Here is a 13,388-nt window from a genome sequence, read left to right on the forward strand (position 1 = left end):
GGCGCTGCTGACCCAGCGCATGGGCAGCCGCGAAGGCCACTTCATGCCGACCAGTCTTCTGGAAAGCCAGCTCGCCACACTGGAGCGACCTGATGGCGAAGCTGGCGTCGTCGTCGTCAATATCGACAACACGCTGGAGATGATTGCCGAGCTGGCAATTGAGGGGCTGAAGCGGCTTGCAAGCGAATAGACAAAAGGGCGACCGCGAGGCCGCCCTTTTTATTTTCCGTAGTCACTGCGGATCTCGGTCATATGGAAGGGAAGCTGTCGTGAACGACGCTTCCCTTAATATTTTTCAGATGTCGACGATCAGGCCCTTGGCCTTCAGAACCGGCTCGAGCTTGCTGACTTCGATCACCGATTTGCCGGCCTTGTAGGCTTCAATGAAACCGGCTTCGGCGTCTTCGCGCTCCTGAGACAGCTTTGCCGCTTCGGCAACTTCGCTGCGGCGAACGACGACCAGACCATCCGCATCACCGACGATCACGTCACCCGGATTGATGATCTCGCCGCCGACGATGATGCTGTCATTCGTCGTGCCGATCGTTTCCTTGACCGTACCCTTGATGCAGGTACTGAGCGAGAAGACCGGAAATCCGAGTTCGCGAAGCTGCAGCGTATCGCGCACGCCGGTATCCGTCACCAGACCGCCAATACCCTTGGCAAGGCAGGCATTGGCCAGAACGTCACCGAACGAACCGGCTTCTTCGTATTCACCCGCCGAAACAACGATGATGTCGCCGGGCTTGGCGTAATTGATCGCCAGCTGCAGCATGATGTTGTCGCGCGGCGAGGATTTGACAGTGAAGGCCGGGCCACAGAGTTTCATGCGGTAATCGACCGGCTTCAGCCGCGACGACAAGGCGCCCCGACGGCCCTGTGCTTCGTGAATGGTGGCAGGCGAAAATTTCGCGATCGCAGCCAGATCCTCCTTGGAGGGACGCTCGGGAATGTCTTTGATATGTACCATTGCAGGCCCTCCTCGTGGCCATAGATAAACCGCACGGCGGCAAGGCTGCCGCCGTTGGCAATTGTCGGATTTTGGTTTGGGATCAGAAGGTGCTATGCGCCCCTCAGATTAGGGGATCGGATCGAACTTCAGTTCGGAGAGTGGAACAACCTTGTCGGTACGGGTCATCTTGTATTCGGTGCCCTGACCGAGCCACTTATCCCAGATCTTGTTGATCTCGCCATCGGCATCCAGCTTGCGCAGGATTTCGTTGACCTTGGCGGTCAGCGCCGGCTGATCCTTCTGCATGCCGATACCGATCGGCTGGTACAGCATCGGCTCTTCGATCATGCGCATTTCCTTGCCGCGGGTCTTCGACTCGTTGACGAATTTGGTCGTCGTCATCGTGTTGGCGACCATGCCGCGCGCCTTGCCTTGCTGCACAGCGAGATAGGCGGAAGCCGTATCCTGAAAGGTCAGCGGCTCGGACTTGTTGAGCTTGATCGACATCTCCGAGGTCGAACCCTTGGCCGAGGCAATACGCTGGCCGACATAGTCGGCCTTGGCCTTGCCTTCGTCCGTCGCCGGAACGATGAGCATTTCCTTGGCGAGATAATAGGGATCGCTGAACTGAATCTGCTCGGCGCGGCTCTGGGTATAGGCGAGGTTCGCGACGGTGATGTCGACGCGGCCGAGCTTGACTTCCGGCACGCGGGCTTCGACCGAAACCGGCTTCACTTCCGCCGTCACGCCCAGTTCTTTGGCGATGGCATTGCAGAGATCGACGTCGAAACCGACCATCTCACGGGTCTTCGGGTCTGGCGCCGAGAATGGCGGGACGTCGGCAAAGGTTGCGCAGCGCAGCTTCTTGGCCGACAGGATGTCGGCAAGCTGATCTGCTTTTGCAGGCGCGACGGCTGCGGTGCTGGCGACGAGTGCTGCGAGAGTTGCGAATTTCCAGTTCATTTGCTGTTCTCCATTTTTATTTTATGTGGAAGGCAGTCAGTGCCGCAGATCAGCGAGGAAGCGCTGGGCACGCGGATGTCGTGGATTCTTGAAAAAGTCTTCGGGAGGAGCGGTTTCGAGGATTTCGCCTGCGTCGATGAACCATATGCGGTCAGCGACATCGCGGGCAAAACCCATTTCGTGAGTGACGCAGAGCATGGTCATGCCTTCGGCGGCCAGGCTCTTCATGACGCTCAGCACTTCGCCGACCATTTCCGGGTCGAGCGCGCTGGTTGGTTCGTCGAACAGCATGACGGGCGGTTCCATGGCAAGTGCACGGGCAATCGCCACGCGCTGCTGCTGACCACCGGAAAGCTGACCAGGGTAGGAATTCGCCTTGTCTGCGAGACCAACGCGGTCAAGCAGTTTGAGAGCCTTGTCATGGGCAGCGGCAGGCGACACACCTTTCACCCGGATCGGCGACATCGAGACATTCTCGACGACCGAAAGGTGCGGAAAGAGGTTAAAACTCTGGAAGACGAAGCCGATACGGCTGCGCAGCTTGTTGAGTTCACTTGCCCGCATCGGCGCGTGGATATCCTGCCCCTCAAAGCTGATGCCGCCGCTGTTGATTTCTTCCAGCCGGTTGACGGTGCGGATAAGCGTCGACTTTCCGGAGCCGGACGGGCCGCAGATCACCACCACTTCGCCCCGCGCCACTTCAGCATTGATGTTCTTCAGAACCTGATAATCGCCGTAGTTCTTGCAGACATCGGCGATACGGATCGCCTGGGCGGCCTGCGGTTCGGACACTGAGGTGCTCATAGCTGCTCCGTAATGGTTTTGAGGGGCGCGGCCTCGGCCGGAAGGCGGGCATTGCGCGGACCGGCACGACGGCGGGCGATACGCCGCTCGACGCTGTTGGCGACATAGGTCAGGCTCCAGCAGAGGATGTAATAGACCACTGCGAGGATGAGGAAGACCTGGAAGGGCTGGGTCAAAAGCTGGTTGTTCACCTGGCTCGCGGCGAATGTCAGGTCCGGCACATTGATGACGTAACCGAGCGTCGTATCCTTGATCGTCGAGACGAAGGTGGAGATCATGCTCGGGATCATGTTATAGAGCGCCTGCGGCAAGATGACGAAGCGCATGGCACCCATATAGCCATGGCCGAGAGCCCGCGCCGCATCCATCTGCCCCTGCCCCAGCGAAACAATGCCGGCGCGAACGACTTCGCTGAGGAACGCACCCTGATAGATGACCAGCGTCACCAGCATGATCAGGAAGCTCGGCACATCGGCACCCGTCCAGAGCGGGATGACAAAATAGCACCACAGGATGAGCATCAAAAGCGGCACGCCGCGGGTGACATAGACCAGCGCGGTCATCGGCCAGCGCAGGAACCACCATTTCGACAGGCGCGCGAGCGCCATGAGAATGCTGACCGGGAAGGCGAATGCGATGGCCAGGGCCGACAGGATCAGCGTGTTGGCAAGACCGCCGAGCGGGCCGTTCGGATACTGGCCGATCAGGAGAAGCAGCCAATAATCCTGGATGATGGTGATGAAATCCTGGATCATGCGCGTGCCCTCCGCGCCGGATCGGCTCGCATCGCGATATAGGCGCCGATCCCCATGATGATGAGCGAGAAGAACAGGTAGGTCACCGTACCGATCATGTAGACTTCGAAGGTGCGGAAACTGATGTTTTCGATTTCCTTGACTGCATGGGTCAGTTCAGGAGCACCGATGACGATGGCAAGGCTGCTGTTTTTGAAAAGCGAAACACTGTGATTGATCAGCGGCGGCAGCGCGTTGCGCACGCCCTGCGGCATGATCACGAAGCGCATGGCAGAGGCATAACCGTGGCCGAGCGCCTGCGCCGCCTCCATCTGGCCGGAGCTGACCGACCTCAGGCCGGAGCGAAGGTCCTCGCTGAAATAGGCGGCCTGACAAAGGCCTAGACCGATGACGGCGAAGATCGCTTCCGCATTGTTGTTCGCCAGCCAGTCCGAAAGGCCCTGCGGCATCAGTGTGAAAATGCCAAAATACCAGAGCATCAACTGCACAAGTGTCGGCACATTACGATGGTAGGACACATAGGCAGCAACGATCGGCTCACCGATGCGCAGTGGCGACACACGCAGCGCAAGCAGAAGGATGGCCAGCGTCATCGCCAGCGTCCACGAACCGATATAAATGATGAAGGTCATCTCGATGCCGTGCAGCAGCATCGAGATGTATTCCGGGTTGTTGAGGATTGCCGAAAGATCGAACCCGTTCACCGCTTGGTCCCTTCGGAACTGGCGGCAGGGGTCTGCGGCTTGGCCGTCTGCAGGCCGCCCATCACCTGAAGCGTCGGGGTGATTTCCATATGGCCGATATTGACCGCAACAGGTGCAGCAATCGCGAAGGCGATCGCATCTGCGATATCGGAAGCCTGCGGTAGTTCGAAACCGTCGATGAAGCGCTCGCGGATCGATGGGTCATTGCCGTGGACGTGGTTGAAGATGTCGGTCGCAACTCGGCCCGGGCAGATTTCCGTCACCCTCACCCGCTTGCCAAACGTGTCGATGCGCAGCTGGTTCGACAGCATGGCGACACCCGCTTTTACGGCATGATAGGTCGAGTTGCCGCCGAAATTGTAATTGCCGGCAATCGAGGAAATGTTGATGACATGGCCGCGATCCCGCTCTGCCATGCCGGGCACGACCATGCGGCAGAGATGCAGGACGGCGCGCAAATTAACGTCGATCAGAAGATCGATGTCGCCGTCCTCCGCTTCGAGAAATTTCTTCGGCCGGTCGACGCCGGCATTGTTGATGAGGACGTCGAATGCTACCCGGCCCGTCAGCTCGGCCAACGCTTCCCGATTGGTCACGTCGATTGCATGCGCGATGCAGCCGGTACGCTCAGACAACTCGCGGAGCGGCTCGGCGCTACGGGCAACGGCGTGAACTTCAAGGCCCTCGCGGCACAATCGTTCAACGACGGCGGCACCGATTCCCGACGAAGCGCCGGTTACCAGAGCAGTCTTGTAGTCGGAAAATGGCATGTCGATCCCCTTTGTTAAGATGAGACTAGCGAAGCTTTTTTCACTTGCCTAAGACCGATTAGTTTTGGGCTAATAAGGAAGCGTTATGGATGTCCGCACGTGTTGCGGAAGGCTGCATTTGCGCTTTATAAATCAAGCGGCTAGGTTTTCTCTTCAACCGCGAAACAGCAGGTCGCAAACCGCTCACGACCTCATTTGCGGTGATAACAACACAGGCAGCATCGACCATAATGGATATCCGGCGCCTCAAATCCTTCATCGTCATCGTCGATAGCGGCAGCATCACGCGCGCCGCCGATATCCTGCATCTTGCCCAGCCGGCGCTCAGCCAGCAGCTTGCAGCGCTCGAGGATCATTTCGGGCAGAAGCTGCTGATCCGCAGCCAGCAGGGCGTCACGATGACCGACGCCGGTCAGGCAGTTTATCGCCACGCGCAAATCATCCTGCGGCAGATGGAACAGGCACAATCGGATGTTGCCACCGCCGGTCGATCACTGGCCGGTCGTGTCTCTGTCGGTCTTGTTCCTTTCAGCAGTGCTGCAACGCTTTCAGTCGAGCTTCTCGCGGAAACCAGAAAGCGGCATCCCGGCATTCTTTTGCATCTCACCGAAAGCGTCGGCCAGACCTATAGCCAGATGATCATGAACGGCCGCCTGGAAATGGCGCTCATTCATGGTGTCGGGCCGATCAAGGGCGTTCGGTTCGAACCGCTGTTGAAGGAAGAGTTTTTTGTCGTCGCGCATCCGGATTTCGAAATCGAAGCCAGCGACGCACCCGTTTCGGTCACCGCACTCGACGGCCTGCCGTTCCTGATGCCGCCCGCCTATAACTTCGTGCGCCGTGCGGTCGATACCGCGTTCTCGCGCAGCAAGGTCGAGCTGAAAGTGGTGGCGGAAGTTGAAATCGTGAGAACGCTCAGCCGTTCTGTCGATCGGGGGCTTGGCGCCACAATCATGCCCAAGGCGATTGCCGACCGGCTAATTGCCGAATCCAGCGAAAAACTGATTTGTCGCCTCGTCTCGCCGCGCATCGAGGAGACTTTGTCTCTGTGTGTATCCGATCAAACGCCGCTTTCGGAACCGGCGGTCGCGGTCAAGGATATTCTCGTGGAATTGACGGCCAGGCTGAAAAACTGACCGTCAGAAAAGTTATCAAAGCCGATTATTTCATGTCCTTGCAGTACTGGGCGATACGGTTGCAGCCCTCTTCCAGCATTTCCATGCTTGTCGCATAGGAAATGCGGAAATACGGGCTCATGCCGTAAGCCGCACCCTGCACGGTCGCGACATGGTGCTCCTCGACCAGACCCATGACAAAATCGACATCGGTCTCGATCTTGCGGCCACCAATGGTGGTCTTGCCGATCAGCTCGGACATGTTCGGGAAGATATAGAACGCACCTTCCGGCTTGTGGGCGCGCAGTCCCTCGATTTCGGCCAGACGGCCGAGCACATAATCCCGACGGGTCTTGTAGATCGAAGAGCGTTCCTTCAATAGATCCTGCGGACCATCAAGTGCTGCAACGGCTGCGGCCTGCGTCAGTGTCGAGGTGCCGCCGCTGTTCTGGCCGTTGACATTGCTGATCGCGGCAATGAGATCCTTCGGGCCGCCGCAATAGCCCAGACGCCAGCCGGTCATGGCATAGGCCTTGGACACGCCGTTCATGGTCAGAACCCGATCATAAAGACGCGGCTCGACTTCGGCGATCGTGCAGAACTCGAAATCGTCGTAGACGAGATGTTCGTAGATATCGTCGGTCAGAATCCAGACATGCGGATGGCGCAGCATGACCTCGGCGATTGCCGCCATTTCCGCGCGCGAGCAGGCAGCACCCGTCGGGTTGTTCGGGAAATTCAGGAACAGCCATTTCGTGCGCGGTGTGATAGCCGCTTCCAAATCTTCTGCGCGCAGCTTGAAGCCGGCATTTTCCGGGCACGGAACCGAGACAGGAACGCCACCGGCAAATTTCACGATATCTGCATAGCTGACCCATGACGGCGCCGGGATGACGACTTCATCGCCCGGATTGCAGGTGGCGAGAACCGCGTTGAAGATAACCTGTTTGCCACCGCCCGAAACGACGATCTGGTTCGGCTCATAGGTCAGGTTGTTCTCGCGCTTGAACTTGCGGATGATCGCCGCCTTCATGGCCGGCGTGCCGTCCATTGTCGGGTATTTCGTGTCGCCCGCGAGTGCTGCGGCGTAAGCAGCTTCAATGGCATGCGGCGGAGTCGGGAAATCCGGTTCGCCGGAAGAGAGGCTGACGACTTTGATCCCCTGGGCGGCAAGTTCGCGCGCGCGCTGCGTCATGGCGGCAGAGGCGGAGATGGAAACATTCTTCAAACGGTCGGCTGTGGCGGGCATGATCTGGTCTTCCGGTTTGTCTAATTCTGGATGGAAAAAGGGAAAGGCCGCGGCTTCAGCCGACAACCTCTGATGCAGGTGCAAGCGTGCCGCCGGCGGCCTCGATTTCGCTGCGCACGATCCGCCCCAGCTCGAGCGAACCCGGCGTGTCGCTGTGAACGAGAACCGATTTCGCCGGCATGTCGATGGTCACGCCGTCAATCGCGGTGACGGTGCGGTCAACAAGGAACTGGCGCACGCGGGCGCGCACGGCCCCCTTATCCTTGACCAGAGCACCCGGCAATCCGCGGGCAACAAGGCGCCCTTGTGCGTCATAGGCACGGTCGGCGAGGAACAGCAGCAGCGTCTTCAGCGAGGCGCGCCTGGCGGCGGCTTCGATCTCGCTGCCGGGCATGGCAAAAATGATCAGTTCGGGATCGACGGCGCGGATGGCATCCATCATCAGGTCGGCAAGCTTCGGATCACGATTGACCATGTTGCCCATGGCCGCGTGAAAACTGAAATGTGAGACGCGCTGCCCTTCGCTCACCGCAATCGCCTTCAACGCACCCAGCTGGTAAAGCATCTGCTGGCGCAGTTCATCGGCGGAATAGGGAATTTCGCGGCGGCCGAAACCGGCGCGATCCGGCAGACCGGGATGTGCACCGATGCCGACGCCGTTTTCCTTGGCAAGGCGCACCATGCGCGCCATCGTATCGGGATCACCGCCATGAAAACCGCAGGCGATATTGGCCGAGGACACGACCTTCATCATCGCCTCGTCGTCGCACAGGCTATAGGGGCCGAACCCCTCGCCCATATCGGAATTCAGATCGATCTTCATCTCTTCCTCCCTCACTTCATGGCTTGCAATGCATCGCAAACCATGCGCGACGTGCTGCGGATATCATCGATAAAAGTCGCCACTGCCTTTTCGACGGCCGCCGCCTGAGCATGCGTTGCACGGACAAAACGCAGACGGCTGCCGATACGCGCCTGCCCAAGCCGCCAAAGATCGGCCTCGATTACGCCGGCAATCTTGGGATAACCGCCAGCCGTATTGGCATCGGCCATTTGGATGATCGGCTCACCGCTTGGTGGAACCTGAACGACACCAGACACGACACCGTGCGAGCGCATTTCAACCGGCGTCGTCGGCTTGATCGGTTCACCCATCAAGCGATATCCGGTACGGTCGCTTTGTGTGGAAATCTTCCAAGTCTGCATCCAGAAACGCTCGGCATCCGCGCCAAACAGGGCATGCTCTCCGGCCGGAATGGCGCGAACAACAAGGGCCCCATCCTCGTTGGCAGGATAAAAATTGGTAAGCGCATAGGCTGGATCGATAACCGCAAGGCCAGTTGCCGGAAAGTTCAGCGCGGTGGAAACCTCACCCAGTTTAAGAACGTCGCCCGTGCTCAGAAAACGTCCCTCACTGCCGCCGAAGGCGCCACGCAGCGACGTGCTGCGCGACCCCATGACCGACGCGACATCGATCCCGCCAGCAATGCAGATATAGGCGCGTGTTCCAACCCGCGGCTGCCCTAGCTCCAGCACCTGCCCGGCTTCAATCGGCAGAGCGCACCACGGCTGAACCATACGACCGTCAAGCGATGCGCCACAATCGGCACCCGTTACGACAAAGGCAGTCTGCTTCGCAAAACGCAGTTTGAACGGGTAGGTCTGAATTTCCAGAACTGCCGCGCCGTTTTCGTTGCCGAGCAGGTTGTTGCCTGCCTTGAGAGCCAGCGGATCCATGGCGCCGCTGGTGGTCACGCCAATATTGCGGAAGCCGGTACGGCCAAGGTCTTGTACCGTGTTGAACGGTCCTGTCTGGATGATCTCTATCATAGCTCTATGCTCGCTGGCACGAAACGCACCGTATCACCCGGCGCCATCACGGCAGGTGTGGCCGACATCGGGTCGAACATCTGCAATTCGGCAAAACCGATCGAATTCCAGCCATTAGGGCCGGTCAGGACGGCGACACCCGTTTGCATGCCGCCAATGGTGACGCAGCCCCGCGCCATGTTGAGCGACGGCACGGTCTTGCGCGGCATGTAGATGCGCGGATCAAGCCCGTGAAGGTAACCAAAACCGGGCGCACTACCGAGTGCAAACACCCTGTAGGTGCCTTCGTAGTGAATGCGAACAACCTCGCGGTCGGAAAGGCCCGACCTGTCGCAGAGAGCGGCAAGATCGGTCGCGTGCTCGCCGCCGTATGTTACGGTGATCTCGATTGTCCTTCCTGCCAGATCGATGCTTTCGGCCTGTTCCCAGGCGTCCAACAGGCGCACCGCCAGAAGTTCCGGATCTTCGGGCGTCATTTTCAGAACGACGAGAAGATTGGTCATGCCGGGTACGATCTCGAGCGTTTCGCTCCACAGTTCGACGGCGCGGGACAGGGCCCAGATCCGTCGCTGCGAGGCAAGGTCGAATTCCCCGGTCGCTTCGAGAAGAAATGCGCGCGAACCGATCGGGGAAACACGGGCGCCATTGCGACCGAGCGCAAGCGCTTCGACAGGCTGGGTGATTTTGGCGACTGAGGCGCTCATGCTTCTGTCTCGACTTCAGCAATCGGATCGCCAAAACCGACGATCGTTCCGGGTTCAACTAAGTGACGGCCCAAGCGTTTTGACGGTCCAGCGGAGACCGGCAGCAGGATAGGGCCAACCCGCAGGAAGCCGATCGCGTCGCGCGCGGTCGATGCAGCCGGCGTGGCGGTACGTGACAGGTCTAACGACCAGAACTCACCGGCCATGGGCGCCTTCACGATCGCGACAGCATCTACTACATCGGTCTTGCCGGAACGCACCTGGTGCGCAGGCCCCTTGGCTGAACTCGAAAGGCGGATCAATAGGCTCTGGTCGGGTCGGGTGATTTCAATTCCATCGACGCCAGCGGTTTCAAGGGCCGCGGCCAACTGTTCGATGATTGCGGGGTCGCTGAAATCCGGCTTGGTCATGCTGCCCCTCGCGTCTTCAACCATTTTTCCAGATAATGGATATCCGTTTCACCCTCGGCGAAGGCTGCATCTTCAAACAGTTCGCGCAACAGCGGCAGATTGGTAGCGATGCCCTCCAGCTTGAAGGATGCCAGGGCGGACCGCGTGCGCTGCATGGCATCGGCCCGGTCTTGGCCATGCACTATCAGCTTGGCGATCAGCGAGTCGTAATAGGGTGAGACCTTGTAACCAGCCTCGACATGGGTATCGACACGAACGCCCTCGCCCTTTGGCAGTTCAAGAGCCGTGATCACACCTGCTGAGGGCATGAAAGTCATCGGGTCTTCGGCATTGATGCGGCATTCGATAGCGTGACCGGCGCAGGTCACGTCCACCTGCGCCATCGACAATGCCTCACCCTGCGCCACACGCAATTGCTGCTGGACGATATCGACGCCGCTGGTTTCCTCGGTCACCGGATGTTCGACCTGCAGGCGGGTATTCATCTCGATGAAATAGAAAGCGCCGTCTTCGTAGAGGAATTCGAACGTTCCGACACCGCGATAGCCGATTTGCTGACACGCCTTGACACAGGCTTCGCCGACAGGGCCGATCAGTGTTTCGGAAATACCGGGAGCCGGCGCTTCCTCAACCACTTTCTGGTGACGGCGCTGCATGGAGCAATCACGATGGCCAAGCCAGACCGCATTTCCATGCGTATCGCAAAGGACCTGAATTTCGATATGGCGCGGATGCTGGAGGAATTTTTCCATGTAGAGCGCCGGCGTTCCAAAGGCCTTGCGTGCTTCTTCGCGGGTCAGGGCCACGGCTTCCTGCAGCTCTGCCTCGGCTGACACAACGCGCATGCCGCGTCCGCCACCACCGCCGGCGGCCTTGACGATCACGGGATACCCGATCCCGGCTGCAATTGCCCGGATCGCTTCGGGTTCCGATGGAAGCTCTGTATCTGGACCCGGCACACAAGGCACGCCAGCCGCGATCATGGCGCTCTTGGCGGCAATCTTGTCTCCCATCGTGGCAATGGCGCTGGCATCCGGGCCGATGAAGGTCAGCCCCGCCTTCTCTACTGCTGCCGAGAAGCTGGTGTTTTCCGAAAGAAATCCATAACCTGGATGAACGGCGCCGGCACCGCTGAGGCGCGCCGCCAGTAGGATGGCATTCTGGTTCAGGTAGCTTTTGGACGCGCTCGACGGGCCGATGCAGATCGATTGATCCGCGCTTTTCACATAGGCCGAGTCCCGATCCGCTTCCGAGCAGACCACGACAGTCTTTAGGCCCATTTCGCAGCAGGCGCGAACCACGCGCAAGGCAACTTCACCGCGATTGGCGATCAGAACCTTGTCGAAACGCTGGTGTGACGGCATCACGCGATCTCCGCCAGCATGTCGCCAACCTCGACCTCCGAGCCATTCACATCCGTCAGGCGCGTGATCTTGCCGGCATGCGGTGCAGCTATCTTGTTGAACACTTTCATAGCTTCGATGATGAAAAGTGTCTGCCCCTCGATAACATCATCTCCGACGGCCACGAACGGAGGATCGCCTGGTGCCGGGGAGGCATGCAGCACGCCAAAGACCGGTGCGGTGACCATGCCTGCCTTTTCGTTGACTTCAACCGCAGCGCCTGCGACCTGTCCTATATCGGCGGTCACGCTCGAACTCTCGGGGTTCGTTACGGGCCTATCTCGGCCTCCATCTCGGAATATCCGGACTGTCGTGCCTTTTTCCGTGACCTCCAGTTCGGTGACGTTGGACCGCCCCACAAACGCGATGAGTTTTTCTATCTTTGAAAGGTCCATTCCCCGGTCCACAATTGGGCTGCATCGATGCCGCCGCAAAGATCGAGACACAGCGGATCACAGCCAATGTCGTAACATAGGCAAAGGTCTAATGGGGTCAGACGAACTTTCAATGGAGCAACGATGATACAGGAGATGGCTCCTGCTCTTGATGTGTACCGAACCGTTGCCGCCTAGTTTCAACGAACAGTTTCTCATCTCCAATGACCACGAAGACAATATCCCAGTTAACAGAGCGATCGCCATCATGCGCACCGCTTAGGTCGTCGACCGGAAGATTTGAATCTCGCCATGAAAAAGCTGGCTTGTCCTTGGCTCCCACTCCGCCATCACGCGTCCAGTTCATTCTTGCCTTGCTCGCCGAGGCTATCAATAGTCAATACGGGCACGTTCCAATGAACGCCAATCTTTCGGTGCCTTGCCCGTGCATCGAGCGAAAAAGCGGGAAAAATAAGCGGCATCTTGGAAACCCAGCCCATACGATATTTGCTGTATAGAGGTCATAGAGAAGATGAGCTGTCTCTTCGCTTCCTCGATAATCTTGCGCTCGATCAGTTCATGTGCCGAACATCCATGCCAGGCATGAACGAGACGATTGAGATGTGTCGGCGAAACCCCGATTCTCCCAGCATAGAACGACAACGCTCGATGGGTGCGGAAATGCTGGTCGATCAGGTTCATCAGGGCATCCACTCGGGTGTCTTCGGACGAGCCGTCCCAAGTGCGTTGATCGCAGCCAATTCGGAACAACAGGTGCAACAGCACGGAGACATAGGCTCTCAGGATTTCATTGCGTCCGCGATTTCGACCTTCAAACTCGGCCGTTATCCGCCCCAAGATGCGCACGGCCTCTTCCGCATCCGGCACCTGAGGTTCGGGAGCAATCTTTTGGGGGTGAGCCAGCCACTGGCCGAACAAGCTTCTCTCACCGGGTCCATGGTCGAGATGTGACGAAAGGATCGTGATAACCGAGCCGACAACGGTTTTTGAGAATCGGAACCCATGACTTGTTCCCGGAGGAATGGTTATGACCGTTCCGGGCTTCAAACTAAGGGTCTCTTCGTTGAAGAGGACGTCACCGCCTCCGGCGGCAATATGCAGGATCTGAAAGTAAGCAGTGTGCCGGTGAGGCTGGATTTCCCAGTCGTGCTGGCTGCTTCTGGCATGGATCGTTTCATGATGCAGCCAGAAGCCCGGATCTCCGGTATCCGTTTCACCATATAGGGCATAGGTGGGAACCCGTGGCATTGCGACCGCTCCTCCCGATGTTCGAAAAGTACAATTAAAAGAACAGAGCGTCTCTTTCGCCGCAACTCCCAATCATGGAGTTTGCA

Annotated in this window: 15 protein-coding genes and 1 pseudogene; 2 read left to right on the plus strand and 14 right to left on the minus strand. The window is 58.6% G+C overall.

Going from position 1 to position 13,388, the window contains the following annotated elements; genetic code table 11:
• A pseudogene (locus GGE33_RS25540) lies at positions 1–190 on the plus strand (gluconokinase); the annotation flags it as partial.
• Between the two features lie 105 nt (positions 191–295).
• Here the strand turns inward: GGE33_RS25540 and GGE33_RS25545 are convergent.
• The 6 genes from GGE33_RS25545 to GGE33_RS25570 all read right to left on the minus strand — a co-directional run bounded on the left by GGE33_RS25545 (position 296) and on the right by GGE33_RS25570 (position 4,948).
• Entirely contained in the window at positions 296–970 is a 675-nt protein-coding gene (locus GGE33_RS25545) for a 4-carboxy-4-hydroxy-2-oxoadipate aldolase/oxaloacetate decarboxylase (protein ID WP_183829814.1), read from the minus strand.
• A gap of 108 nt (positions 971–1,078) precedes the next feature.
• Positions 1,079–1,915: an ABC transporter substrate-binding protein gene (locus tag GGE33_RS25550; protein WP_183829817.1), complete on the minus strand. Its 837-nt coding sequence runs from the start codon at positions 1,913–1,915 to the stop codon at positions 1,079–1,081.
• Between the two features lie 36 nt (positions 1,916–1,951).
• Positions 1,952–2,719, minus strand: coding sequence for an amino acid ABC transporter ATP-binding protein (locus GGE33_RS25555; protein ID WP_183829820.1), 768 nt, complete (start codon positions 2,717–2,719; stop codon positions 1,952–1,954).
• On the minus strand, positions 2,716–3,474 hold the full coding sequence (locus tag GGE33_RS25560) for an amino acid ABC transporter permease (RefSeq protein ID WP_148144136.1): 759 nt from the start codon (positions 3,472–3,474) through the stop codon (positions 2,716–2,718). Before GGE33_RS25560 ends, GGE33_RS25555 begins: the two co-directional genes overlap by 4 nt.
• Complete coding sequence (locus GGE33_RS25565) at positions 3,471–4,178, minus strand: ABC transporter permease subunit (RefSeq protein WP_183686467.1); 708 nt, start codon at positions 4,176–4,178, stop codon at positions 3,471–3,473. The genes GGE33_RS25560 and GGE33_RS25565 overlap by 4 nt, the downstream gene beginning before the upstream one ends.
• Positions 4,175–4,948, minus strand: coding sequence for an SDR family oxidoreductase (locus tag GGE33_RS25570; protein ID WP_112728043.1), 774 nt, complete (start codon positions 4,946–4,948; stop codon positions 4,175–4,177). The genes GGE33_RS25565 and GGE33_RS25570 overlap by 4 nt, the downstream gene beginning before the upstream one ends.
• A 230-nt stretch (positions 4,949–5,178) precedes the next feature.
• Here GGE33_RS25570 and nac point away from each other — a divergent pair, with 230 nt between their 5' ends.
• Positions 5,179–6,084, plus strand: a complete 906-nt coding sequence (gene nac, locus GGE33_RS25575; RefSeq protein WP_183829823.1) for a nitrogen assimilation transcriptional regulator NAC — start codon at positions 5,179–5,181, stop codon at positions 6,082–6,084.
• Positions 6,085–6,109: 25 nt separating this feature from the next.
• On the opposite strand, the gene GGE33_RS25580 is transcribed toward nac, so the two are convergent.
• From GGE33_RS25580 to GGE33_RS25615, 8 genes are all read right to left on the minus strand, one after another.
• Positions 6,110–7,312, minus strand: coding sequence for a pyridoxal phosphate-dependent aminotransferase (locus GGE33_RS25580; RefSeq protein WP_183829826.1), 1,203 nt, complete (start codon positions 7,310–7,312; stop codon positions 6,110–6,112).
• Between the two features lie 55 nt (positions 7,313–7,367).
• Positions 7,368–8,135: a LamB/YcsF family protein gene (locus tag GGE33_RS25585; protein WP_183829829.1), complete on the minus strand. Its 768-nt coding sequence runs from the start codon at positions 8,133–8,135 to the stop codon at positions 7,368–7,370.
• An 11-nt stretch (positions 8,136–8,146) separates the two neighbouring features.
• Complete coding sequence (locus GGE33_RS25590; RefSeq protein ID WP_183829832.1) at positions 8,147–9,142, minus strand: 5-oxoprolinase subunit C family protein; 996 nt, start codon at positions 9,140–9,142, stop codon at positions 8,147–8,149.
• Positions 9,139–9,846, minus strand: a complete 708-nt coding sequence (gene pxpB / locus GGE33_RS25595; protein WP_183686479.1) for a 5-oxoprolinase subunit PxpB — start codon at positions 9,844–9,846, stop codon at positions 9,139–9,141. Before pxpB ends, GGE33_RS25590 begins: the two co-directional genes overlap by 4 nt.
• The gene (locus GGE33_RS25600) at positions 9,843–10,256 is read right to left on the minus strand and encodes an acetyl-CoA carboxylase (RefSeq protein WP_183829835.1); all 414 of its coding nucleotides are present in this window, start codon (positions 10,254–10,256) and stop codon (positions 9,843–9,845) included. The genes pxpB and GGE33_RS25600 overlap by 4 nt, the downstream gene beginning before the upstream one ends.
• On the minus strand, positions 10,253–11,620 hold the full coding sequence (gene accC / locus GGE33_RS25605) for an acetyl-CoA carboxylase biotin carboxylase subunit (RefSeq protein ID WP_183829838.1): 1,368 nt from the start codon (positions 11,618–11,620) through the stop codon (positions 10,253–10,255). Before accC ends, GGE33_RS25600 begins: the two co-directional genes overlap by 4 nt.
• Positions 11,620–12,054, minus strand: a complete 435-nt coding sequence (locus GGE33_RS25610) for an acetyl-CoA carboxylase biotin carboxyl carrier protein (RefSeq protein WP_183829841.1) — start codon at positions 12,052–12,054, stop codon at positions 11,620–11,622. Before GGE33_RS25610 ends, accC begins: the two co-directional genes overlap by 1 nt.
• A 369-nt stretch (positions 12,055–12,423) precedes the next feature.
• Complete coding sequence (locus tag GGE33_RS25615; protein WP_183686487.1) at positions 12,424–13,302, minus strand: helix-turn-helix domain-containing protein; 879 nt, start codon at positions 13,300–13,302, stop codon at positions 12,424–12,426.
• Positions 13,303–13,388: the final 86 nt, after the last annotated feature.

Source organism: Aliirhizobium cellulosilyticum, assembly GCF_014198105.1.
GTDB lineage: Bacteria > Pseudomonadota > Alphaproteobacteria > Rhizobiales > Rhizobiaceae > Neorhizobium > Neorhizobium cellulosilyticum.